The organism is Chitinophaga sp. (assembly GCF_035564935.1).
Lineage (GTDB): Bacteria > Bacteroidota > Bacteroidia > Chitinophagales > Chitinophagaceae > Chitinophaga.
On record NZ_DATMTE010000968.1, the window covers coordinates 1 to 26,349 of the forward strand.

Genomic DNA, 26,349 nt, shown 5'->3' on the forward strand with positions numbered 1-26,349 from the left:
GATACTTTCGCGTAAATCTCCCCGAATCATTTTTAAATCACTACAAAACCAAATCAGGATAATCAGCGTAATCAGTTTAATCCTGAGTCAGACAAAATCCGCGTCGCCGAAGGCGGCCATTACGCGCTCAGCGCCGCAAAATCCTCGTCTGACAAGATGATGGCGCCGGCTTTGAGATTTTCCTCCAGGTGGGCAATGCTTTTGGTACCCGGGATCAGGAGAATGTTGCCGGCACGTTTCAGCAGCCATGCCAGGGCAATCTGGGCGGTGGTGGCGTTGTGACGCGCAGCGATCGTGCTGATCTTTTCTTCCAGCGCCTGGGGCCCGGAAGCCAGCGGGTACCACGGAATAAACGCAATGCCTTTTTCTACCGTGTAATCCAGTACGGATTCCCATTGGCGGTTACCCAGGTTGTACAGGTTTTGTACAGATACAACCGGCACTACTTTTTCCGCCCGCTGAATTTGCTCAATGTTTACTTCAGACAGGCCCACATGTTTGATCTTACCGGCTTTTACGGCGGCTACTACCGGCGCCAGGGTTTCTTCCACCGGGATGTTGGGATCTATGCGATGCAATTGCCAGAGGTCTATCACGTCTGTTTTCAGGAATTTGAGGCTGTTGTCAATGTCCTGAGCAATCCATTCCGGGCGGCCATCAGGTACCCACTGGTTAGGGCCGGGACGCTGGAAACCGCCTTTGGTAGCTATGATGAGGCCTTTTCTGTAAGGATGCAGGGCATCGGCAATTAGGCGTTCGTTGAAACCAGGGCCATATGCAGCGGCGGTGTCAATGAAGTTTACGCCGGCATCTACAGCATGCTGTAATACCCTGATGGCGTTGGGGCGATCGGCTGCCTCTCCGAAAACGCCGCTGCCGGTTAATTGCATGGCGCCATAACCTACACGGTTAATGGTGATATCACCACCTAAAGTAAAAGTGGATGAAGGGGATATTTGTGTTGTTTCCATGTTTTATCATTTGATGATCAAAGGTAGGGGAAGAAGGATCGCCGGAGTTGTGAAAACAACAGAAAGAGTTGTATAAATCAAAGAATGGGGTGTGGTAAGATTTCTTACTCTTTGCCAGTTAAGCTGAATCTGGTAGCCCTTGTTTTCAAAGTGGTCTATCTTTCACGCTTTCCGGATCAGGTCCTTTTGTCAAAAACTCCCCTTTCCCGGCTTATCCGTTAGCGCATGAATAAATGCAATAATATCCCCGATCTCCGCATTGCTCAGGTTCAGCGGTGTGGAAGAGAGCGTTTGATAAGGATCATGCATACCAAGCCCGTTGCCGCCCCCGGCGTTATAAAATTCCATTACTTTTTCAAGATCCCTGAATGCGCCATTGTGCATGTAAGGTGCGGTCATAGCGGTATTGCGCACGGTAGGCGTTTTAAAGGCCCGCTGGTAATATGGGATGGGGAAAAACTCATACCTGCCGGCGTCTGTATCTGGTGTAGGATGCAGCAGGTCGTCGCTGGCGGTAATGCCGAGATTTTCAAATTCTGTGAACTGGTACAGGGGTGGTGTGAGCCCGTTAAACAATGGGGCGAAATGGCAGGTGGCGCATTGTGCTTTACCGGTAAATAAATTGAAGCCCCGGATCTGTGCGGGCGTCATCGCATTTTTGTTGCCTGCAAAATATTCGTCCATAGCACTGTTCATAGGCGCCAGTGTGCTAAGATAAGCGGCAATAGCAGCGGCCAGGTGCGGCGTTGTTACGGCAGCAGTGGTGTCGTTCGGGAAGGCGGTGGCAAAGGCGTTACGGTAATAAGGGCTGTCGCTTAACCGTTGGATGATCACTTCATGATGACCATCCATTTCCTGTGGATTGCTGATCACGGTCAGTATTTGTTTGGCCAGCGTACCGGCCCTGCCGTCCCAGAATTGGGCGTATTGGAAAGCGGTATAGGTAAGGCCCGGTGCATTTCTTCTTACAGGCGTTTTGTTATCCAGCGCCATGCTGGTACGGAGCCCGTCGCTGAAGTATAATTCAGGGCGGTGACAGGTAGCGCAGTTGCGGGTGTTGTTACCGGATAGCGCTTTTTCAAAGAACAGCTGCCTGCCCAGTAATTTTTGGTTATCCGTATATACGGCGCCGTTAGTAAATGCTTTAAGGGATATGGCATCTTTGCTGAACAGGTGAGGGGCATTATAATCCAGGGCGCTGCGGGTATGCTGGTCCAGTTGCAGGTCGCGGATAAGTGCGCCTGTGCTTTCCTGCAGCGGCAGGCCGCAGGTGGTAAGGAATTGCAACCTGTTGAAGTCGTCGAACCCGGGATGTGTATCCAGGTATTGTATGCATTGATCCAGGTAATGAGCCACGGAAGCAGCGCGGGGAGAGGTGGTATTGAGCCAGGGCGCCAGCACGGCCTGTATGGTACGCATGGACTGCGCCGTTTCCGCGATGCCGGTTTTTAGTTCCGGTGCGTCGTAACCGGTAATGCCGCCGGCATATAGGCGCACCAGTTCGAGGCGGATGCTTTCCATAATGGCTTTATCGCTGGTAGTAAACTGGTAGAGCAGTGAAGGCAAATCGGCGGCAGCCGTACGGATCACCAGTGCTTCTGTTGCCAGTTCTTTTTTCCGGGAGAAAGGATCTTTCTCAAACAGGAGCACTGCTATCTGCTGTAACCCTGATGGCGCCTGGTATTCCATGTAAGGTTCATCTATCTCAGTTTTGGCGGGGCGGTTATACACCATCGACGAAGAGAAGAAAAAGTAGTCGAGGAAAAACTCGATCCGTTTGTATTGTAACCGGCATTTTTCCAGGGCTTCTTTTGCGTTGTTAATGCTGGCGGTATCATCTTTCTGAATGGCTTGTATTGCATGTTCCAGTTCCAGGGAAGCGGCCGCAAATCCGGCGGCGCCTTCCCTGAAAATGGCAATGGTATGGGCTACACCGCGGTCGTCGGTGGAGGGCGTAAAGCTATACGCTGCCAGCAGCAGGCTGAATAACAGCCAGATGACCTTATTTCGATACATGCACGGTGAAGGTATCTTTTACATTGTTGTATGCATCTGTTACGGTATATTTTGTAGTAGCCGCAGCAGGCGTTACCGTTATGCTCCGGCTGGTTTCCTTACTGCTGTTCCATTTGTAGTTGCCGATAAAGGAGGCGGTTAATACGGCCGCTTCTCCTTTTTTAATACGGATGTTGGTGTGCCTGTTTACATTTTTCATCATGGTAAACTGGTCGCGGATAGTGCCATCAGCGCAGATCCATTTCAGGTCGAGGCGGTTGTCCTGTATTTCCAGGATGCTGGAGCCGCCATGATCTGCATCTGCAAAATACATGGCATTATGCGGGTACACGGTTTGTTTGCCTCCGAGTTTGCCGGCGGAGCCGCTCACTACATATACGGTACCAATGGTACGCGCACTGTCTTTGAGATACGGCGCTGAATTGCTGCTGCCGTCGTATCGTCCGGAGGAGTTGCTGACGTTGTGTTTGGCAGGATCAAAACTATTAGCCGGACCATAGTGGCCGTTGATCATCCTGGATCTTTCGTAATCGTGGCTATGCCCGTTCAGCACCAGGTCCACGCCGTTGCGTTCCAGCACGCGGATAAAGTTTTCGCGGATATGCACCAGCTCATCTTCTTTATCGGAGTTGTGGGAGCCCATGGTGTAGGGCGGATGATGCCAGTAGGCAATAACCCAGCCTTTATTCTTATTGGCAGCCAGGTCTTTTTTTATCCAGGTTACCTGCGGCCCTGTTGTATCATAGAGGCGGTAAGCGCTGTCTTCTTTGCCGTAGCTGTCGAGCGACAGGAAGTGGATATTCCCTATGTCATAAGAATAGAACGCTGCCGTGTGAGAAGGAACCCCACCGGATTCCCCTTCCGATGGCATGGAAAAGTTCTGGTAGTAGTTGGTTTGGTGGGTTTGCTGCGCCATAGCAGCTGAGATATCGGTATCATGATAGTCATGGTTACCGGGTGCGGGGAATAGTGGATACTTCTTCAGCAGGTCATCTTTATAAACATTAAAAAACTTGCTTTGATATTCCGCATCGGTGCCGTCGGGATAAGCATTATCTCCCAGTAATATCCATGCGTTCAGGTAGTTGCTGCCAATGTATTTTACCAGCTGTTCCTTTACCAGTTGCTGGTTAGGGGAGCCGTCGCCGCAATCGCCCAGCGCTGCAATGCGGTACAGGTCAGTTTTGCCTGCTTCAGGCAGCGTCATAAAATAGTTATCGGCATTGCCCTGCAATACATCTTTATAACCGCCAATGGAATAATAATAGCGGGTATCAGGTTGGAGATGGGTGAGCAATACTTTATGCTCGGTTACCAGGCTGGCATCGTCTGCCTGCTGATCCAGCTTATCCGGTGAGGTGCCGTATTTCACGCGGCTGCGGGCAGAAACATCGGTGCGCCAGCGGATCATCATTTGCTGTGTGCCGGCGGCTTGCAGGTAAGGACCACGGATCAGCTTTGCAGCAACGGCTGCCTTTTTAACGGCGGCATCCTGTGCCATTGCCGGGTGCAAACCGGCGAACAGGCACAGGGATGCGAGAAGGATAGATTTCATATATGAGATACTATTTTTTTGTTGGCGCTGATTCCAGCTCTTTTCCCGCAATATCTTCCCAACGGTAATAATGGAAGGTGCGGTCGTCGCTCATCACTACAAATAATCCGTGTTTGAAAGTATTATTCAGCGGCACATTCACTATGTCGGAGCCGTCGCTGTGCCCGGCGCTTACTTTCACCACTTTCAGCAGTTTATGCTGCGTACCTTCCCTGCTGAAGATATGAAATTTGTTGGCTCCCTGGTCGGAAACCAAGATATAACCTTTGTTGGCGGCTGTTTTATAAATGGAGATGCCTTCATGATCTTCTGTAAAACCGGTGGTACCGAAAACGGATAATTCTTCGTTGCCTTTTTCCGGGTCGGCATAGTATTGCCTTACGCCGTATTGCTCATCAGAGTAGTAGATATAGCCGGCTTCATTATCAACGGCAATGGATTCAATTTCCTTTTTACCGCTATAGCGGCCAAACTTGCGTACCAGGGTAGCTTTTATTTTTCCCGTACCGTTGTCGGACAGGCGGTATTGCCATAAGTAAGTACCATCCTGCGGACCGGTTTTACGGCCTGCTATCACATATTGTTCCCCGTTTTTGCTGGTGTACACTGCCACGCCCATAAGGTCGCGGAACTGTGTACCGGTTTCGCCTTCAAATACAGGGATACCGCCATCGTCGATGGGTTGCATATCCGGGAGGGAAAAGAAACGGAGCTTATGCGTGATACGTTCGGTAGTAACGGCATAGTCTGTACGTTTTCCGTTGAGGAGCAAGCCGTAGGCGATGTCCACATTATTCGGGCGTTGCAGGTTAGGCACTACCTGTTTAATTTTCCCTTGCAGGTCAAACACATACAGGGCCCCTTCGGCAGATTTATCGGTGCCTATTACAAGACTTTGAGCAGGGTCCTGCGGGTTCACCCATATGGCCGGATCATCGGAATCAAACTTTACATGGTCGGTGATCACCACGGGCCTCACGGTTACAGTATCCGTATATGCCTTCCCGTTAGCAGGCACAGATGGCTGTGCGCAGGCGGTAAAACACAGCAGCCCGGACAGAACTGCTGTGGAGAATAATATATTACGTGTAGTCATTACTGTGAGATCGCTGTTTAGTTTTTAGCGCCAAAAGCACCGATGAAAGAAGACGGAGCGGGAGAAGCATAATTAATACCATTCAGCTCCAGCCCGTTCGGGAAGTTACGTGTAAAAGCGGTGGTACCGGCGCCCAGCGCAGGTGAACCGGCCTGTAAACGGAAATCCCAGCTGCTGTTGAAATCAGGATTATCCATAGGTGTATTCAAAGGATAATTTGCGAATTTCGGATCATTCTCACCTGCTTTGGTACCAATCACATTATGGGTTCCGCTCACAATATCCTTTGCAGGCTGGAACTGGTCTACCGTTACCTGGTCAAAGCCATAGTAAAGGTTGTTGCTTATAACGGAACGGGCATCTTCTGTTTTCTTGGTATCTCTCTTGATACCAAAACGTGCGTTGGCAAACAGGTTGTTGTGCAGCTCTGCAAATACGGTAGCTTCCAGCCATACAGAACCGCCCTTTACGGTAGGTCTTCTCCAGCCGGTGTTAAGCATGGTATTGTTATAGGCAATCACATGCGCCTGCGGGCTGCGCTCACCGGAGTTGGATAATTTGAGGGCGTTGGTATTGGTAGAGTAAAAGAGATTGTAACTCACGTCTGCTATACAGCCGGATTTGATATTGATGCCTTCTCCGCCGGTGATACCGGTAGTATAAAATTTATTATTGGAGAAGATGATCTTACCGCCTTCAATATAGGTACAGTCTTCATTAAAATACCTGACAATGGAATTGTTCACCACCAGCTTACCGTTTACATTGCTGTACCATAGGGCAGGCACAGCTTCTCCGCTCACTGCTTTATACAGTCCCATTTTTACAGAAGAGGAGGATTCAGTGGTAACAGCGCCGCCGTATTCCAGGATAGTATTGTCCAGCAGCAACTCGGGGCAGGAGGGCGCCGCGAGGATACCGCCCCATTGTTTACCGAATTTGCGGCTTTCCGTACGGAGGTTTTCTTCAATGGTAAACCGCACCGGTTGTTCAGGTGTTCCCATAGCATACAGGTTGCCTTTTACAATCACTTCCGGTTTTACAAGGGTATCCATGATCACCAGCACGCCTTCTTCAATCACCAGTGTTTTGCCTTCAGGAATAATGATGTCGCCGGAAACGCGCTGCACACTGCCTTTAGGCCAGATGCCCCAAACTTCGCCATGTACATCACCGGAACCGATAATACTTTCGCTGAGATCCACGTCGCTGTTTGCTTTTTTACAACCATTAACGACAGCCAGGATCAGTACTGCGTAAAGGAGAATATTTTTATATTTCATGAGGATGAATATTTTGGAATGAGTTTATAATTTGTAACGAACGCCAAGCAGGTAGGTTTGTTTGTAATATTCTTTCCTGATCAGTGTTTCATTGGCTTTGCCCTGGCCCGGTATATCGTTGTTTTGAGGGTTGGTGCCTTTGATAAATATTTCAGCAGGCGTGTTCAGCAGGTTCCCTGCTTTGGCGAAGATGCTGAAGTTGTTTTTAAATCTTTTTTCTACAGAGATATCCATCTGGATAAATCCCTTCTGCCAAAGATCGTTGTCGGCAAACTGGGCAACGGTGACGATGCGCGGACCAGTGTAAGCGCCAGCCAGCTGCGCATCCCATCCGTTTTGCATGTCCTTGTACAGGATGGAGAGGTTCCCGATATGCGCTGATTGTCCATACAGCGGCCGGGTTTGATCCACCGCAATAGTTCTGATGTCTCCCTTATCGTCCCTGATCTTCAAACTCTTCGAAGTAGTGATAGACGAATGCGTATAGGTATAGTTGGCTTTGAAGCCTATTTTGCTGAAAAATTTGATATAATCTATTTCGAGGCCGTAATTATGCGCGGTACCAAAGTTACCGGCAGAATAGTATTGGTCTTGCCCGCGGGTAGTATCGGCGCGGATGGTATTTTCGATCGGATCCTGTATTCTTTTATAGAATATGCCAAACAGTAACTGGTCGGAGTGATTTGGAAACAGTTCGTAACGCAGGTCGAAGTTATCCGCGATGGCACGTTTCAGGTCCGGGTTACCGCGTTCCTGGTAATCTTCCATCACAATTTTGGAAGGAACAATTTCAAAGAAACCGGGGCGGTTCAGCGAACGGAAATAAGAGCCCCGTAAATTCTGATGTTCGGTTAATTCATACTTCAGGTTCAGGCTGGGTAATACATCAGTATATACCTGGCTGCCGGTGGGGCGTGTTTCTCCCTGCGGGAAAAGCATGTGATAGCCCTGGTTGGTGTGTTCTACACGTACACCGCCGGTTACTTCCAGGCCGGATACTTTGAATTTAAACATGCCGTATCCTGCACTGGTTTTTTCAGAGGCATCGTAGGTAAGCGGGTTCCCCACTGCGCCGCCCGGATTCTGGATTTCCCATACAATGTTGGTATAGCTGGTAAAATCCTTGCCGTATAACGCCCCGGCATTAACCGGATCAAAGGTATAGTTGTTAAAGAAACTGCTGCGTTGTTTGTCGCGGTACAACCCTCCGGCGGAGAAATCTATTTTTCTCCCCGCAATCCGGGCTGTATAGGTAAGGTCTATATAGCCTGCAATGTCATCATCTGTATTACGTTCCCAACGGCGGGTGGTACTGTTTCTTTCAATTGTAGTGCGCGTTTCCTGGAAATTATTGCGTATCCCGTTTAAAGAGATACTGGTATTATCCGGTACTTCATTTTTAGCAGAAGAGAATACGGCAGACCATTGCAACTTTAATTTACCCGGAACGATATGGTGGTCGCCATGTAAGGTGGAATTATAGATCTGTTGCGTGGTTTTCCTGGAGCGGTTTTCATAGGTGAGCTGTGCGTTGCCCGCTGCCGGATCAAATACACCGTCTGATAAGTTGGTGACGATGCCTTCACGTGTCTGGTAGCTTTGCAGGTTCATATAGGCATTGTAGAGCGACAGCTTATTGTTTTCATTGAATACGTAGTCAATTTTCCCGTGAAAGCCGCTGCGCTGCTGTTGTTCGCTGTATTGCCTGTTTTGCATGCTGGTAAGCACCGCGTAGTGGAGTGTGTCCATACCGTGCTTATAGAAAGTGCTGGTAGTACCGCGATAGTTATTCTGGAAGCTGCCTGCCAGGATCACGCCCAGTTTATTATGCAGGAAGCGCTGGCCTATAGACAAACCTGCTACCAGGTTGGGAGCAAAGTTCTTGTTTTTATAATTCAGTGTACCGGTAGCGAAATCTGCCGGGGTAGCATTGTAGCTTTTGCCGTTGGCTTCATAGGGTGATTTGGACCGGATATTACCTGCGTCAAAAGAAGTAAAGCCCTTGTCCAATACCATTTGGCTGTAACCGGTAGCTACATTGGCATTGAGAGAAAATCTGCCTGGTGCATCTTTCATCACCATATTCACTACGCCGCCTACGGCATCGCCTTCCATGTTTGGTGTTAAGGATTTGTACACTTCGAGGCGGTCCAGCAGTTCGGATGGGAAGATGTCGAGCGGTACGTAACGGAATTTGTTATCCGGGCTGGGGATCTTCACCCCGTTGATGAGGGTGTAGTTATATCTTTTATCCATACCGCGGAGAATGGCGTATTGCCCGTCGCCGTTACTGCTGCGTTCAATGGAAATGCCGGAAACACGCTGGATCACGTTGGCTACGGTGAGGTCCGGCGATACTTCTATGGCCTGGCCGGAAACTACGTTCATTACCTGCACGGACTTCTGTTCCAGTTTGCGGGCGGTATTTTCGGAGGAGGCCTTGGAGCCGCCGGCAATCACTACTTCACCCAGATTTTTGCTGCTGCGTTCACTGAGGTAGATGTTGAGTGCGGGATTATCACTTTCCTGTACGGTAACTTCTTTTGTTAATGTTTTGTAGGTAAGATGGGAAATGTGCAGGGTAAATTTTCCTGCGGAGATCTTTTTAAATTCGAAGGAGCCGTCAAGGCCGGTAAGGGCTACCAGTTTGGTTTGATCCATTACAACGGTGACGCCTACCAGTGGTTCGCCCGTTTTCTGGTCATACACATGCCCTTTCAGACCGCCGGCGCTGGCAAATGTGGCGCCGAGCAGCAAACATAAAAGCGTTGTTAAAAGTGTCTTCATTTTTGGTGAATTTGATACTGTTTGGCTTTGTGCCGAACTGCATCGCAAATGTGTGCTGCTGCAAAAAAAAATGCAAAAAAGCAGCGTAAGCAAAACGTAAACAGCGTTAACAAGGCCGTAAACAAAGCGTGATCAGCGTATACAAACAGGATGTAAGTGATTGGCAATTAATTAATTGATTGTAACAAAAAACGCCATTACCATTATGTTACGGCAATATTACCGGAACGTTATGCATTACAGGCTTTGCACAAAAGTGTTGAGCGTATCGCCTTCCGGAATGTTTAACTTCTTCCGTAAACGGTATCTTGCCACACGTAAACTATCCGGTGAAATACCAAGAATAGTGGCCATATCTTTTGAGTCCATATTCATTTTATGGAGTGCCAGTAGTTTGATATCGTTGTTGGTAAGATCGCTGTACAATGCATTGAGTTTATCGAAGAACACCTGGTGTACCTGTTCGAAGATGCCGGTAAATTCCTTCCATTGTTTTTCATGGTTCACGTTCTGGTTTATTTTCAATACAAGTTGCTGCAGTTGTTTTTTCTGGTCCCGTTTATCTTCCTGCACCATTTCGGAGAGGGTGTTACGCAGTTCGTCGAGGAACTGGTTCCGCTGGATCACGTCCAGTGTGTGGGTAGCCAGTTGCTTACTTTTCAGTTCCAGCTGGACTTTCTGTACACGGTTTATTTCTGCATTCCGTTCTGATACGGTTTGCGCCTGGCTGATCTTCAGCTTTTGCCGGGAAATGGTGAGCAGGCAGAGGATAACGAGTAACACCACTACAATCACCACTGCGGTATAAATGATACGGTTTATTTTATGGCTGTTTTCCAGCTGGAGGATCTCGTCATTCTTTTTATTGGTGTCGTACAGGATCTGCAGGAAATTCATCTGCTGGTTGTTTTGGGCGGAATAAATATCGAGCAGGCATTTGCGGCTGTACTCCATATAATAATAGGCGCTGTCGTTCCGGCCCTGGAGATTGAAAGCTTTGGCAATGTCTTTACAGGCAGCGGCTTCCTGGTATTTATTATTGGTTTGTTGTGCAATGGCCAGTGCTTCCCTTGAATAGGGCATGCTGTTTTTGATATCGCCGGTTTTACGGAGCACATCTCCTATATTATTAAGTACTTCGATGGCGGCTATCCGTTCGTGGCGCACTTCATAGAAGCGGAGGGCGGTGCGGAAGCAGGAGAGGGCAGTATCATATTTTGCAAGGTCTTCGTAAATGGTGCCGAGGTTTTCGTAAATGCCGGCTATGCCGAGTGTGTCGCGTGCACCTTCGTATTGTGTGAGTGCCAGCAGCTGGAAGTAACGGGCGCTGTCGTATTGTTGTTGCTTTTCGTAGTAGTGGCCAATGTTGCCGTAAGTGGCGGCTATACCAACCGGATCGTTTACCTGCCTGTAAAGCGCCAGGGCTTTATCGTACTGTATTTTAGCGCCGGGCTTATTGATATTGCGGTAATACAGCTGTCCCATATCATTGTGTATGGCGGCTTCTGCTGCTTTATGGCCGGTACCGGTGAACAGGATGGCTGCTTGCTGGTAGTATTCCAGCGATTTGGCGTAGTGGCCCAGGGTGAAACAGATCCGGCCCATCTGGCGGAGACATTTACCGGCAGTAGCTTCATCTTTGTTGGCAATGGCGGTATCGTGCATTTTGCGGAGGGCGAGGAAGGCGGCATCCGGCGACTCCCGGCTAAGCTTCCCCGCTGAGGCCAGCTGCATTTCCAGGGAATCCTGCGCCGCCGCGGTCATTACCTGGAAACCGGTTAAGTATAGCACGAGAAAGGGAAGAAAAAGTTTCATTTTCAATGACAGCACGTATTAATTAAACATAATCAATCCGCAAAGAATGTTTTTTTGTGTTAACTGTATGTTACCAGGTTGCCTGCCGCCGGTATAAAAATGCTTGCATACCGATACTATTTTATATATTATTGTGTCGCCGGTTACATTTTTGACCCATAAATTAGTTCCTGTTAAATATTGATTATGAAAAAGAGATTTTTAGTTACCATGCTGCTGGCGGGCGGATTTTGCGCCGCCAACGCCCAGGAAAAAGCAAAGCCCGAAGATACAGAAGTGTATACCCCGGTGCCGCCTGAAGTAAAGCCCGGAAAGAAATGTGGAGACGCTCCTTCGGATGCTATTGTGCTGTTCGACGGCAGCAACCTGGATCAGTGGGTAATGACCGACGACCGGGAAAAACCAGCGGAATGGCTGGTAAGCAAAGGGATCCTCACCGTAAATAAAAAGTCGGGGAATATTGAAACAAAGAAAACTTTTAAGAATTACCAGTTGCACATTGAATGGCGCGTTCCTGCCAATATCACCGGTACCGGTCAGGGCAGGGGTAACAGCGGCGTGTTCCTGGCCTCTATCGGTAAAGGCGATGCCGGCTACGAATTACAGGTGCTGGACTCCTATAATAATAAAACATATACCAATGGTCAGGCCGGTAGCATCTACAAGCAATCGGTACCATTGGCAAATCCAACCCTGAAACCAGGCGAATGGAATACTTATGATGTGATCTGGACAGCGCCTGTATTTGGTGCAGACGGTGCATTGGTATCTCCCGCAAAAGTAACCGTTACCTTTAATGGCGTAGTAGTACAGAACGGCTATGAGCTGAAAGGCCCCACCCAGTACATTGGCCAGGCAGCTTACCGCCAGGCGCACGGTGCGAGCCCTATTAAGCTCCAGGCTCATGGCGATAAGAGCGAGCCACTGAGCTTCCGTAATATCTGGGTAAGAGAATTATAACAGCAATAACCAATTTGCAGGAAGAGCTGCCGGCAACGGCGGCTCTTTTTATTTATTTTTCCCGCTGTTCCATCATTTTCTTTACTTTTAATAACGACGTTATGTAAAACAATCCCACTTTACGCGGTTTCATGGAGCAGGTACACATTGAAAAGAAATTGTTGCTAAGGGCTGCGGCAGGCCATGAGGAATCATTTACGCAGTTGTTTTTCCTATACAGGCATAAGTTGTACAGCTTTCTTTTGCGGTTGACGGAATCCCCGGAAATGACGGAAGATGTGATACAGGATGTATTCCTGAAATTGTGGAAAGACCGTGAGCATTTAGTGAACATTGAACAGTTTGGCGGTTATATTTACCGGATGGCACAACATCATGTGTTAAATGCATTCCGGCGGATGGCAAAGGAAACCCTGATCATGGCAGAGCTTACCAGGGTCACGGAAGCTGCATCGGCAGATGCAGGTGAACGGTTGCGCATCCGCGAGGTAAGGGAAAAGTTACAATACGCGCTCGATCATCTTCCCCCAAAACAAAAACTGGTGTACACCATGAGCCGGGAACAGGGGCTGAAACACGAAGAAATTGCCCGGCAGCTCAACATATCCCCGTCTACCGTCAATAATCATATGATTGCCGCTTTGCGCAGCATTCGTCAGCAGCTGGGACCGCATCTGCAGTCCATTACAGGCGCTTCCTGCCTGCTGCTGATCGTGGATAGCTTCCTGTAAAAAATATTTTTCTTCCCACTAGTTATATCTTTTCGCCCGTGTGTCTATAATAGTACAGCTTCCTGTATAAAGTAAAAACCGCATGATTTCAGCAAGGATCAACTACCTGGCAACGCGCTATTTCGATAATACCTGTACACCGGCGGAAAAGCTGGAACTGGCAGAATGGATTGGCCGGCAAACGGATGATACCGTGCTGCAGCAGGTGTTGGGCGACGCATGGGAATCGCATGTACCGCTGATACTGATGCCGGATGAAATATCGGACCGTATTGTGGCCGCCATGTTTGGCCGCTCAATGGGAACGGTTGCAATGCCGGAGCTACCCGGAACAAAGGTGGTTCCCCTGCGCAGCTACCGCAAAGTATGGTGGGCGGCTGCGGGCATACTTTTACTTGGGGGCGCCGGCCTGTGGAGCTGGCATCATCAGCCAGCGCCGGCGCCAGTAGCGGAAAGCAGGCAACAGCGATACAGGAATGAAGTGATGCCGGGCACTAACCGCGCTATGCTCACCCTGGCCGATGGCAGCATGATTGCGCTGGACAGCGCCGGCAACGGTGTACTGGGCCGGCAGGGCGCTGTAAAGATCATCAAGCAGTCGAACGGTGAACTGGCCTATGTAGGCAACAGCAGCGGCGAAGTGATGTTCAATACCATGAGCACCCCGCGCGGCGGGCAATACCACCTCACCCTGCCGGATGGTACACAGGTATGGCTCAATGCCGCATCTTCCATCACATACCCGGCTGCATTTACCGGTAAAGAAAGAAAAGTAACCGTAAAAGGAGAAGCCTATTTCGAGGTAACCGCCAACGCCAATATGCCTTTCCGCGTAGGTGCAGGGAACGCCGAAATAACGGTGCTGGGCACACGTTTTAACGTAAATGCCTATACGGAGGAACCAACCATACGTACTACCCTGGTGGATGGCGCTGTGAGCGTAGCCGCCGGGAAAGCCAGTGCATTGCTCCACCCGGGCATGCAGGCGAAGGTGGGAAAAGATAATATATTAAACGTTGCTGAAAATATAGATACCGATGAAACCATCGCCTGGAAAAACGGTTTCTTCCAGTTTACCGATGCAGATATGCCTACCGTGATGCGGCAAATAGAAAAGTGGTACGACGTGAACGTTTCCTATGAAGGAGCCATTCCTGAAAAGAGCTTTGGCGGCGGTATGCAACGTTCTTTGCCTTTAACCAAAGTGCTGGGAATACTGGAAGAGAACGGGGTGAAATTTAAGATAGAAGGAAAAAATATTATTGTTTTAAAATAAAACCACGTTACTGATTTATTGCTAAAAAAGAACACAAATTCCACTACATAAGCTCCTGTAGTTTATGGGTACTAACTTGTTATGCAAAATAAAGCCGGAAACGCTGATAACATCTCCGGCGGCGTTTGGATAACATAAACAAAAAATCGGCGAAGACTCCTTATTCATTCAACCAAACAATGCAAATGTATGCAAATTAATTGTATCGCTCTTTGCAGCCGGACAACTGTTGCCTTTACCCGGAGAACAATTTCCCCGGCCGGCAGCAACACTTCCCGGCATCGCACGCTATGCTCAACCAAAATGCTGTTAGCTATGAAGTTAACGATTCTGTTCACCTTGTTACTGCTGAACGTAAGCGCCACCAGCCTTTCACAAACAGTTAGTTTCTCCGGTAAATCAGTGCCACTGAAATCCGTGTTTGCGGCTATTAAAAAGCAAACAGGATACGTGGTGTTTTATGACAACCAACTGCTGAAAAACAGCAGGCCGGTAACGCTTTCTATGGAGGATGCGCCGCTGTACACCCTGCTGAATGCCGCCCTGAAAGACCAGGGAATGACTTTTACCATCCTGGATAAAACCATTTCAGTAAGGAAGCTGACGGAACTGGAACTGTCTCCCATCATGAAGTTGCTATTTTCACGGTTGACCATCACCGGACGCGTTACCGACGAATCCAATACGCCGTTGCCCGGTGTTACCGTATTACAGAAAGGCACCAATAACGCTACCGTTACCAACGAAGCCGGAGAGTTCCGCCTCGCCAATGTAAACGATGGCGCCGTGGTCGTTTTTTCCTATATCGGGTTTAATAAGGAAGAAGTAACGGTGAACCGCCAGTATAATCTGAACATACGCCTCACCAAAGCCGCCAACACCGCGCTGGATGAACTGGTGGTAGTGGGTTACGGCACCATGAAAAAAAGTGACCTCACGGGCGCCGTATCTACCGTAAAAGGGGATGCCATTGCCGCCCGTAAAACTACCCAGGTATCGCAGGCATTGCAGGGTTCCGTGCCGGGTGTAATGGTAACCCGTACCAACAACGCACCCGGCGCTACTGCGCAGATCCGCGTGAGAGGCATCACTACTATTTCCGACGCAGGCGCCACACCACTCATCATCCTCGACGGCGTACCGGTTGATGACATCAACTCCATCAACCCCAATGATATCGATAATATTTCGGTACTGAAAGACGCAGCCTCCGCGTCGATTTATGGCTCCCGCGCCGCTGCCGGCGTGATCCTGGTAACCACCAAGCGCGCGAAGAACGGGCAGCTGGATCTTAACTACAGCTACGAATACGGCGTGGAAAAACCTACCAAACTCCCTGATTATGCCAATGCTGTCCGCTATATGCAACTCACCAATGAACTGCGGTGGAATGACAACGGCAATAACGCTAACGAATATCCTACCTATACTAAAGATATTGTGGATAACTACGCATCACTGCATGCAGAGAATCCTGATCAATACCCCGACACCGACTGGAGAAGCCTGATCCTCAATAACAGCGCTCCGCGCGAAAGCCACGCACTCAGTATTTCCGGCGCCGGCAAAGCCCTGCGTTCCAGGGTATCGCTGGTGTACGACAAAGTAGGCGCACTGTACGACGACCGATCTTACGACCGTATTACCACCCGTATCAACAACGATATCACCATCAATAAATACCTCACCGCCAGTGTGGATGTGAACTATAAGCGCACCATGGTTAAACAGCCTACCATTGACCCGATGTATAAAATGGGTATCGCGGCGCCCATTTATGCGGCCATGTGGTCCGATGGACGCATTGGCGCAGGAAAAGACGGCGCCAATATTTATGTGCAAACCAAATATGGCGGGTTCGACAACGATTGGTTTAACCAGCTGGGCGGAAAAGTAGGACTTGACTTCACCCCCATTGAAGGATTGAAGATCTCCGGCGTGGTAGCGCCCTTCCTTAACTTTGATAAAGGCAAACGCTTCGTACGCAAAGTACCATATACTTCGTTCAATAATCCCAATGCCATTTCCGGCTATATCGAAGGCTTAACGGAAACCAAACTGGAAGAAGTGCGCAACGACAGCTACCGGTACACTACCCAGTTCATTGCCAATTACAATAAGCAGATCAAAGACCACAGCTTTAGCCTCATGGGCGGCTACGAGTACTTTAAAGCATTCAATGAAGACCTGGGCGCTTCCCGCGGTCAGTACGCCCTCAGCAATTATCCCTACCTGAACCTGGGCCCGCTGGAGTTTCGTGATAACAGCGGCAGCGCCTATGAGAATGCCTACCGCTCCTGGTTTGGAAGGGTTACTTACAGCTATAAAGACAGGTACCTGTTCCAGGGTAATATCCGCTACGATGCTTCTTCCCGTTTCGCAGCAGGTTACCGCTGGGGCTCATTCCCCTCTTTCTCTGCCGGCTGGGTGATATCAGAAGAAAAATTTATGAAGTCAACCGCCCCCTGGCTATCCTTCGCAAAGCTGCGTGCTTCCTGGGGTTCACTGGGCAATGAACGTATCGGTAACTACCCTTACCAGGCATTGCTGCGGTTTGAAAATAATTCCCTGTTCTATAAAGGCAATACCGCAGTATCCGCACAATCTGCTGCACAGTGGCAATATGCCATCCGCGATATTTCCTGGGAAACCACGCATTCCTGGGATCTCGGTGCAGACCTGAACTTCCTGGATAACAGGCTGCGTTTTACCGGCGATTATTTTAAGAAAACCACCAATGATATCCTGCTGGAACTGGAAATCCCCGATTATATCGGGTTCGACAACCCCTACCAGAATACCGGTAAAATGTATACCACCGGCTGGGAAGCACAGGTTGGATGGAACGACCGTATCGGCGATTTTCATTATAGTGTATCCGTGAACGTTTCCGACTTCGTGTCAAAAATGGGCGACCTCGGAGGTACGCAGTTTATTGGCGATTCCATTAAAAGACAAGGCAGCGAATTTAATGAATGGTATGGATACGTGTCCGATGGCATTTATCAAACCCAGGAAGAGGTGGATAAATCGGCAAAGCTCAATGCCAACGTAAAGCCCGGCGATATCCGTTACCGTGATATCAGCGGCCCCGATGGCGTACCCGATGGTAAAATATCACCTGAATACGACCGTGTACTGCTGGGAGGTTCATTGCCCCGCTACCAGTACGGTATCAACCTGAACGGCGGATTCCGCAACTGGGACTTTGGCATTGTATTCCAGGGCGTAGGCAAACAAAACTCCCGCCTCACCGAGGATATGGTGCGGCCGCTCCGTGAAAACTATGGGAACTTCCCGGCTATACTGGATGGCAACTCCTGGAGCAAATACAATACGCCGGAACAGAACAAAGCCGCCAGGTTCCCCCGTTACACCAATACTTCTGCAGGTAACAACTACGCTATGTCCGACTTCTGGCTGATCAACGGCGCCTATTTCAGGCTGAAGAATATAAGTGTGGGTTATTCCATGCCTAACGACTGGGTGAAGCGCATCCATATACAGGGAGTTCGTATATACGGCAGCGTTAGCGACCTGTTGTCGGTGCATAATTTCCCTAAAGGATGGGACCCGGAACAGCCTGGGTTAGGCTATCCTATCACCACCAGTTATGTTATTGGCGCATCTGTTAAATTCTAAAATTCCACGAACATGAAGCAACTTATTCTCATAGCCGGCATCACGTGTATGATCTTCAGCGCCTGCGGCAGCCTGGATTTAAACCCGTTGTCCGACGGCTCCAGTGAAACCTGGAACTCCAATGCAGAAGAAATAGAAATGTCGCTCAACGGATTGTACAAAAGTAATTTCTGGATGAAGGACAACGATGAATGGACGGACGACTTTATATACCGCGACGTTACCACTCCCGTTACCGGCGCCACCATCAATGGTGAAACAGATTTTGTAAAGAACTGGTGGAAGGACACGTATAAAGCTATAGCACGTACCAATAATATCCTGCAAAGTATTTCAAGAGCGGATAAAGTATTATCGGCCGACCAGATTGCCAGGTACACCGGTGAAGCCAGGTTTGTAAGAGCGTGTATGTATTCCCGTTTGTTATCGCATTACGGTAATATTATTTATACGGAAACTATGCTCGACATTGACGAAGCATTGCAGCTGAAACAAACAGATAAAGCCACCGTACTCAAAAAGATCTATGAAGATTTTGACTTTGCCGCTGATATCCTGAAACCTGCCTATAGCACATCAGAACTGAAGCGTGCCACCAAAGGCGCTGCACTGGCCATGAAAGCGCGTATTGCGTTGTATATGGGCGACTGGGCCATTGCACGCGATGCCGCCAAAGCATGTATGGACCTGGATGTGTATAAACTGCACGATAATTTTGGTAACCTGTTCCTGCCGAAAACAAAGAACTCAGTGGAAACTGTTTTTGGTTTGCCAAGATCAGTTACATTAAAAGTTACTTTCGACGACTGCCAGAATTTTGTGTCGCGTAACGCCGGTGGCTGGGCTGCAAAAGATCCGTCATGGGACCTGTTCTGTAGCTTTTTATGTAAAGATGGATTACCGGTAGATGAATCACCATCCTTCAATCCCCGCCGTCCGTTCGATAACAGGGATCCCCGCTGTGCCGCTACCATTGTGCAATTCGGGACGCCGCACCTGGGATATATTTTCCAGCCGCACCCCGATTCCGTAAAGGTGTTGTCTGTATCAGAGAATAAATATGTAGAGAATAAAGATACCCGTTCCATTGCGCAATATGCATCTTTCAACGGGCTGTTATGGAAGAAAGGAGTAGATGGCGACTGGCTCCTGAACTCCTGGAAAATAGAACAGGATAATATCATCATCCGTTTTGCAGATGTACTGCTTATTTATGCAGAAGCAAAAACAGAGCTGGGAGAAACCGATCAAACAGTACGCGATGCTATTAACCAGGTAAGATCGCGTGCATACGGTACCGTATATACGAATACTACTGCATATCCTGCAGTAACCGCCACAGATCAGGCGGCGCTGCGCAAAATTATCCGTATCGAAAGAAGAATGGAATTTGCCCTGGAAGGCATCCGCTATATGGATATCATCCGCTGGAAGCTGGCAGAGAAAGTGCTGAACAAGGCCAACTATGGTTTACTGGAACCAGCGGATCTTCGTACAAAAATAGTGCAGCCGGGGCTGTGGTTCTTCCCGCAAACACCTGCCATTGATGAAGATGGCGTTGCTGATTTTACGGCGATGTATAATGCCGGCCTGGTAAAACAGATCACTGTGCGCAAGTTCGATGCTACACGCCAGTACCTGTGGCCTATTCCGTCAACAGAAGTACTTACCAGTCACTTAACCCAGAATCCAAATTATTAGGAGATAGCATGAAACAAAGCAATTATCTGGCAGCAGCACTGGTTACCATCGGTATGCTGGGCGCTGCGTGCAAAAGTGAGAAAGCAACCGCACCACGATCATTCAGCGGTATTTACCCGCAGCTGGCCATGTATAACAAAGAGGGGGAATGCGGCACCGGCGCAGTAGTACCCTGGGCGGGAAAATTGTGGGTGATTACGTATGGTCCCCACCTGCCTTTCGGGTCGTCCGACAAACTGTATGAAATTACACCGGACCTGAAACAAATAGTACGGGAAGAAAGTATAGGCGGCACACCAGCCAACCGCATGATTCACCCGGAAAGCAGGCAGTTGTTCATAGGGCCGTATGCGATCAGTGAAAACGGGCAGGTACGTGTAATCCCTTACACTGCCATGCCCGGCCGTCATACCGGTAATGCACGTCATCTTACCGATCCTGCCGGTAAAATTTATTACGGCACCATGGAAGAAGGTTTTTATGAAGTGGATGTAAAAACCCTTCAGCCAACTTTATTATATGAAGATGGAAATGTAAAGAACAAAAAAGGCGCAGATACTACCGCCAACACACCTTCCGCCTTATTGCCGGGAGCGCATGGTAAAGGCTTATACTCGGGTCAGGGCGTACTGATCTATTCCAACAACGGGGAACCCGGACCCAAAGCGCTCACCCAGTTTGATATTGAAGCCGGGTCGTTATCAGAGTGGAATGGAAAAGACTGGAAAGTAGTGCGCCGGAATCAATTTACGGAAATCACCGGCCCGGGGGGCATCTCCGGAAATAAAAACCCGGCTACAGATCCCATATGGGCTACCGGCTGGGATCATAAATCCGTTTTACTCGGCCTGCGCGACCAGGGGAAATGGAGCTTTTTCCGGTTGCCAAAGGCCAGTCACAGCTACGACGGCGCGCATGGCTGGAATACAGAATGGCCGCGGATCCGCGATGTAGGTACTGACAGCAACCCGGATTACCTCATGACCATGCACGGCATGTTCTGGCATTTCCCGGGCACTTTCTCCACCGGGCATACTGCGGGTATCCGTCCGCGTAGCGCTTACCTGAAAGTGATCGGCGACTTTACCCGCTGGCAGGATCAGCTGGTGTTTGGCTGTGACGACGCCGCACAAAAAGAATTTCTCAACAAGCGCACCGCTAAAGGAAGTATTGAAGGCCCCGGGCAATCCAACTCCAACCTCTGGTTCACCTCCCTGCAGCAACCGGATGCATTGGGGCCCAACACCGCCGAAGGCGCCGTATGGCTGGAGGAAAAAGTGGCAGCATCGCAACCTTCAGAACCCTTTCTCTTTGCCGGCTGGCCACGCCGCAGCGCAAGGATCACACATAACGGTAAACAACCCGTAGTATTCACTTTTGAAACAGATAAAGGCGACGGCAACTGGAGTGTGGCACAAAAGGTAACGGTGTTGCCCGGTAAAACCGGCGACATTGTTTTCCCGGAAAATATGCCCGGAGAATGGATCCGCATCACGGCTGCACAACCGGTAGTGGCTACGGCGCATTTCTTTTATGCCGCCAACGATACCCGCAAAACCACACCTGCCGCTATTTTCGGGGGACTGAGTAAAGTAACGGACGCCATTTCCAACGGCGGCTTACTATATGGCCTGGGCAACGATCGCCGCGCACTTGGCATCCTGGCACAATCCTATAAAAACGGCGACGCTACTGTGGAAGGTTATTACGAACTGGATGGCGATATGCACCTCGTGAAAAAAGATGATCCGAAAACAGCAGACTTTATCCGGCAGAAATTTGCCATCCCGCAGCAGGCAGTGACCATTGAGGCCGGCAGCGTACTGATAGTGGACGACAAAGGACGCAGGTGGCGGCTGCCGCTGGGCGACGATGCCTTTGCAGGGCTTACCGGCAAAGCCGCTTTACGCATTTGCCGCGAGGTATCTACCGAAAGAGACCTGTTTAACTGCATGGGCACTTTTTATGAATTGCCTGCAGAGAATGCCGACGGGTATGCGAAAATAAGACCGGTGGCGTCGCATCCTTTCCGGATCAACGATTATGCTGCGTACCGTGGTATGCTGGTGATGACAGGTATTGCACCGGAAACAAAAGCAGGCGCACATATCATTGTATCAGAAGATAAAAAAGCCATGGTATGGGCCGGCGCTATTGACGACCTGTGGCAGCTGGGCAGGCCCACAGGGCATGGCGGTCCGTGGAAAGATACACAGGTGGAAGCAGGCAAGCCTTCAGATGCTTACCTCACCGGTTTCTATTCACAGCGGCAGTTGCAGTTATCACATGATGCGGGCACACCGGTTGAGTTTACCATTGACATCGACCCGGTAGGTACCGGCGTATGGATGAACTATAAAACCGTAACGGTAGCCCCGGGTGAAACCTTTAAGTGGCAGTTCCCCGATGGCTTTGAATCGCGCTGGATCCGCTTCACCGCCAATAAAAACTGCCGTGCCACCGCATGGCTGGACTATAAATAAACGGCGAACATGAAATACGCAGTGGCTTGTTTACTGATGTGGTGTTGCCAGGTAACCAGGGGGATGGCCCCGGTTACCGATACCGGCCTCGTGAAAGACGTGCTGGCTAACCGCGCATTATTGCCGGTGGCGGCTGCGCATAAAACCTATCACGTGAGCGATACGGCGGCTTACGAGCTGCAGCTGGCGCTGGATCAGGATAACAGGCCGCTGTATTACTACCGTCATATTTTTACACCGGTTTGTTATACGGGAGAATGTAAACCGGTATACATCAATCTTTACTGGGATCTGCTCGGCAATTATATCCGCTATGATCTGCCTGCAAAGGAAGTGCTGACCAAGCTGGATCATAAGCAATTCAAGCAGGAAGATTATGAAAAACTGCAGGAGATATTATCGAAGCCCAACTCCCTGCTGGCAGATCTGGCCATCACCGATCTCATTGTACCCGGAACGGAAAATCTTGCTGATTCAGTGGATGCCCATACCGGCGCTACCCTGAAAACCATTAAGAATGAAGTGATCTCCGGCGCGGTGTATACCTGTTATACCCTATGGCATATGGCACACGGACCGGTAACAGATGAAATGCTGCGTATCACAGATACGTATATCAACCCTGCATTGCTGCACCGGTTTTTAAGTTCCGGGAATTATGCTTACCAGTACAAGGCCCTGGAAAGGGTGATGGATAAGAACGGGAAGATAACGCCGGGGTTTGAAGACGATATCCGCGCACTGATTAATGGTAAGAATATTTTTATTGCACGGTATACTTTGCAACAGGTGCATCCCGATTTTATTACCGGCGCTAAAGCGCAGCATTGGTTGTGGGATACGTACAGCCGTAGCAGTTACCCATTGCAGTTAACGGTGCTGCGTAAGTTAACCGCGGCGCCATTGAGCGATGCAATGGCAAAGCATCTTGCAACAGCCGCTTCTACCGCCAATGAAGAACAGTTCCGGTTAATTATGACTGCATTGCAGGCAACGCCCCGGCTGCCGGGAGCGGCGTTGGAGCAACTGGCGGGGCAGCTAAAAAGTGCCGAAGCCGGTAAAGCGGCTGCCATCCACACTTTGCTGTTACAGCATCCACCGGCAAATCAAACTATAAAAACAATGATCTATGAATATGAACAAACGCTTCCTTCTGCTGAAAAATAGCTGGCTGCCCTTGTTGCTGTTGTGTGTATGCACACAATGGCTGCAGGCGCAACAGCGGATATTTGTGGAAACAGAATCCTTTAAGGAAAAAGGCGGCTGGGTGATTGACCAGCAGTCGTTTCCCGTAATCGGTTCTTCCTACCTGATGGCGCACGGTATGGGCCGGCCGGTGAAAGATGCCGTTACCACCGTTAATTTCCCGGAGAAAGGTACCTATCACGTATGGGTACGTACCAAAGATTGGGCGCCCTTTCCGAAGGGACCGGGAAAGTTCCGCCTGCTGGTAAATGATACACCGGTAAAAACCGTGTTTGGTGAAAGCGGCAACGATAAATGGAAATGGTACGACGGAGGGGAGATCACGCTTCCCGCCGGCGCTGCAAAAATAGCGTTACACGATCTTACCGGTTTTAACGGCCGTTGCGATGCGCTGATGTTTACCACCGGTAAATTTACACCGCCGGATGATGTGGCAACGTTAGGCGCATTGCGCCGTGAACTGCTGCATTTAACAGCTGCGCCTAAAGAAGCCGGGCATTTTGACCTGGTAGTAGTAGGCGGCGGCATTGCAGGCACCTGCGCCGCTATCTCCGCTTCCCGCATGGGTCTGAAAGTAGCGCTGATCCAGGACAGACCGGTGCTGGGTGGTAACAACAGTTCTGAAATACGTGTGCACCTGAAGGGAGATATCGACAAAAATTATTATCCCAAGCTGGGCCGCATTGTAAGGGAAATGGATAACGGCGATCCCGGTAATGGTAATCCCGATGCGAAAGAATATGGCGATGCCCGGAAAATAGAGATCGTTAAAGCAGAAAAAAATCTCACCCTGTTTCTAAATACCTATGTATTCAAAGCAGAAAAAGATAAAGATCATATTATTGCAGTTACCGGCCGGGATATTGCCACCAACCAGGAAACGCGTTTTACAGGCACTTATTTCTCCGATTGCACCGGCGACGGTACCTTAGGTTACCTGGCCGGCGCAGCTTTCAGGATGGGCAGGGAAAGCAGGGAAGAAACGGGCGAGTCGCTGGCCGCAGAGAAACCTGACAGTTTTACGCTGGGCACTTCTAACCTTTGGGCATCGCTGCCAACAGACAGCATTACCACCTTTCCCCCTACGCCATGGGCGCTGCAGTTTTCAGACGAGTACCATATTGATGCGTCTAAAGCAGACTGGGAATGGGAAACGGGGTTTGGGAACTTCAACACCATTACAGAGGCGGAGCAGATCCGCGATCATAACCTGCGTGCCATTTATGGTAACTGGTCGTATCTGAAAAACAACAAGCCGGAAAAGTACGGAAAGCAACAACTGGCATGGGTCGCTTATATCGGTGGCAAGCGCGAATCCCGGCGGATCATCGGGGATCATATCCTAACACAAATGGATATACAGGAAGGCAAAATGTATCCTGATGGCGCGGTTACCGCTACCTGGACCATCGATCTGCATTTCCCGGACCCTGCCAACAAAAAATATTTTGAAGGCCAGGAGTTTTTTGCCGGCACCAAACATATCAGGGTAGCGCCGTATACTATCCCTTACCGCTGCCTTTATTCCAAAAATATCAGCAACCTGTTCATGGCAGGAAGGAATATCAGTACTACGCACGTAGCCTTTGGCAGTACCCGTGTAATGCGTACCTGCGGTATGATGGGAGAAGTGGTAGGCTTTGCCGCTTATGTAGCTAATAAATATCATGGCACTCCCAGGAGTGTATATGCCGATCACCTGAATGAATTAATGGATCTGCTTAAAAATTAAACATGTACGCCGTTTATTTCCTGCTGCTGTTGCGCACTGCCATAGCGCCTTCCATGATACACCTGGAAGGCAGCGCGCAGGGCACTACCTGGCATATCCAATACGAGGATGCACAGCAGCGGGACTTTACGCCGCAGATCAATCGCATACTGCAGGATATCGACCAATGTTTATCCGTTTACCGGAAGGATTCAGAGATCTCTTTATTCAACAACTCCCTTTCCATCGAATTTCAGCTGCCTTACTTTTACCCGGTGCTGAAAAAATCGGCCGAGATATACGCCGCTACCGGCGGTGCTTTTGACCCCACAGTGATGCCGCTCACCGCCGCATACCGGCAGGGAAAGCGAACGCATACTCCCTGGTGGGAAAAGGCCGATTCCCTGTTACAGTACGTAGGTTTTTCCCGCATACGCTTTGATGAAACCGGTGTACACAAATTAAAGGAAGGCGTGAGCCTTGATTTTGATGGTATTGCCCAGGGCTATACTGTAGATGTTTTGGCCGCATTGCTGGATAGCAACGGTATCCGCAACTACATGGCAGAAGTGGGAGGAGAAGTGCGCTGCAAAGGGCTTAAAAACGGTGTGCCGTGGTCCATCGGCATCGATGACCCCGTGCATCCGTCGGTTAAACTGGCCACGGTGCAACTCCATGATATGGCCGCTACCACCGCCGGTAATTACCGTGATCATTATGAATTGAACGGCGCTGTGTCGGGGCATATCATTCATCCCAAAACGGGGTATTCCAGGCCGGATTCACTACTGAGCGTTACTGTGTTTGCAGCAGACGCCGTCACCGCGGATGGCTATGATACCGCTTTTATGGTGATGGGCGTAGCCGGAACAAAACGGTTCCTGGAAAAACGGAATGACCTGGATGTATACCTGGTGTATGCAGGTGCAAACGGGGACGTGAAAGTGTGGATGACGGAGCGGGTGAGAAAGCTTATTAAATAGCGATAGTACCTGACTTTTATGAAGAGCTGCCGGTAACGGCGGCTCTTTTCTTTTTAATTGTATAGTACTGAATTTGCGGTAGCGGTGTATTTTAGAAAGCATCGCTTTGCCGGATGTTTTGATTTGGGCAATC

General features: G+C 49.5%; 16 protein-coding genes. 9 read left to right on the top strand and 7 right to left on the bottom strand.

Annotated elements, in window-relative coordinates:
- Positions 1-119: 119 nt before the first annotated feature.
- From VN105_RS25050 to VN105_RS25080, 7 genes are all read right to left on the bottom strand, one after another.
- Positions 120-971, bottom strand: a complete 852-nt coding sequence (locus VN105_RS25050) for an aldo/keto reductase (RefSeq protein ID WP_325645397.1) — start codon at positions 969-971, stop codon at positions 120-122.
- Positions 972-1,160: 189 nt separating this feature from the next.
- Entirely contained in the window at positions 1,161-2,987 is a 1,827-nt protein-coding gene (locus VN105_RS25055; protein ID WP_325645399.1) for a cytochrome-c peroxidase, read from the bottom strand.
- Entirely contained in the window at positions 2,974-4,542 is a 1,569-nt protein-coding gene (locus VN105_RS25060) for a metallophosphoesterase family protein (protein WP_325645401.1), read from the bottom strand. The genes VN105_RS25055 and VN105_RS25060 overlap by 14 nt, the downstream gene beginning before the upstream one ends.
- A 10-nt stretch (positions 4,543-4,552) precedes the next feature.
- Positions 4,553-5,638, bottom strand: a complete 1,086-nt coding sequence (locus VN105_RS25065; protein WP_325645403.1) for a phytase — start codon at positions 5,636-5,638, stop codon at positions 4,553-4,555.
- Between the two features lie 17 nt (positions 5,639-5,655).
- Positions 5,656-6,921 carry a hypothetical protein gene (locus VN105_RS25070; RefSeq protein ID WP_325645404.1) on the bottom strand — a complete coding sequence of 422 codons (1,266 nt, stop codon included), beginning with the start codon at positions 6,919-6,921 and terminating at the stop codon, positions 5,656-5,658.
- A gap of 24 nt (positions 6,922-6,945) precedes the next feature.
- A complete protein-coding gene (locus VN105_RS25075) occupies positions 6,946-9,708 on the bottom strand; it encodes a TonB-dependent receptor (RefSeq protein WP_325645405.1) in 2,763 nt (920 codons plus the stop codon).
- A gap of 237 nt (positions 9,709-9,945) precedes the next feature.
- The gene (locus VN105_RS25080) at positions 9,946-11,523 is read right to left on the bottom strand and encodes a tetratricopeptide repeat protein (protein WP_325645424.1); all 1,578 of its coding nucleotides are present in this window, start codon (positions 11,521-11,523) and stop codon (positions 9,946-9,948) included.
- Positions 11,524-11,709: 186 nt separating this feature from the next.
- Here VN105_RS25080 and VN105_RS25085 point away from each other — a divergent pair, with 186 nt between their 5' ends.
- The 9 genes from VN105_RS25085 (at position 11,710) to VN105_RS25125 (ending at position 26,216) form a co-directional block, all read left to right on the top strand.
- Positions 11,710-12,483 carry a DUF1080 domain-containing protein gene (locus VN105_RS25085; RefSeq protein WP_325645406.1) on the top strand — a complete coding sequence of 258 codons (774 nt, stop codon included), beginning with the start codon at positions 11,710-11,712 and terminating at the stop codon, positions 12,481-12,483.
- A gap of 131 nt (positions 12,484-12,614) precedes the next feature.
- Positions 12,615-13,214 (top strand): RNA polymerase sigma-70 factor, encoded by a 600-nt coding sequence (locus VN105_RS25090; RefSeq protein ID WP_325645408.1) that lies wholly within the window; start codon positions 12,615-12,617, stop codon positions 13,212-13,214.
- An 82-nt stretch (positions 13,215-13,296) separates the two neighbouring features.
- A complete protein-coding gene (locus VN105_RS25095; protein WP_325645410.1) occupies positions 13,297-14,490 on the top strand; it encodes a FecR family protein in 1,194 nt (397 codons plus the stop codon).
- Between the two features lie 315 nt (positions 14,491-14,805).
- Complete coding sequence (locus VN105_RS25100; protein WP_325645412.1) at positions 14,806-18,132, top strand: TonB-dependent receptor; 3,327 nt, start codon at positions 14,806-14,808, stop codon at positions 18,130-18,132.
- 12 nt (positions 18,133-18,144) lie between these two features.
- Positions 18,145-19,833, top strand: coding sequence for a RagB/SusD family nutrient uptake outer membrane protein (locus VN105_RS25105; RefSeq protein WP_325645414.1), 1,689 nt, complete (start codon positions 18,145-18,147; stop codon positions 19,831-19,833).
- A gap of 8 nt (positions 19,834-19,841) precedes the next feature.
- Positions 19,842-22,316: a hypothetical protein gene (locus VN105_RS25110; RefSeq protein WP_325645416.1), complete on the top strand. Its 2,475-nt coding sequence runs from the start codon at positions 19,842-19,844 to the stop codon at positions 22,314-22,316.
- A gap of 9 nt (positions 22,317-22,325) precedes the next feature.
- The gene (locus VN105_RS25115; RefSeq protein ID WP_325645418.1) at positions 22,326-23,483 is read left to right on the top strand and encodes a hypothetical protein; all 1,158 of its coding nucleotides are present in this window, start codon (positions 22,326-22,328) and stop codon (positions 23,481-23,483) included.
- The gene (locus VN105_RS25120; RefSeq protein WP_325645420.1) at positions 23,446-25,254 is read left to right on the top strand and encodes an FAD-dependent oxidoreductase; all 1,809 of its coding nucleotides are present in this window, start codon (positions 23,446-23,448) and stop codon (positions 25,252-25,254) included. Before VN105_RS25115 ends, VN105_RS25120 begins: the two co-directional genes overlap by 38 nt.
- Before the next feature lie 2 nt (positions 25,255-25,256).
- Positions 25,257-26,216 (top strand): FAD:protein FMN transferase, encoded by a 960-nt coding sequence (locus tag VN105_RS25125; protein ID WP_325645422.1) that lies wholly within the window; start codon positions 25,257-25,259, stop codon positions 26,214-26,216.
- Positions 26,217-26,349: the final 133 nt, after the last annotated feature.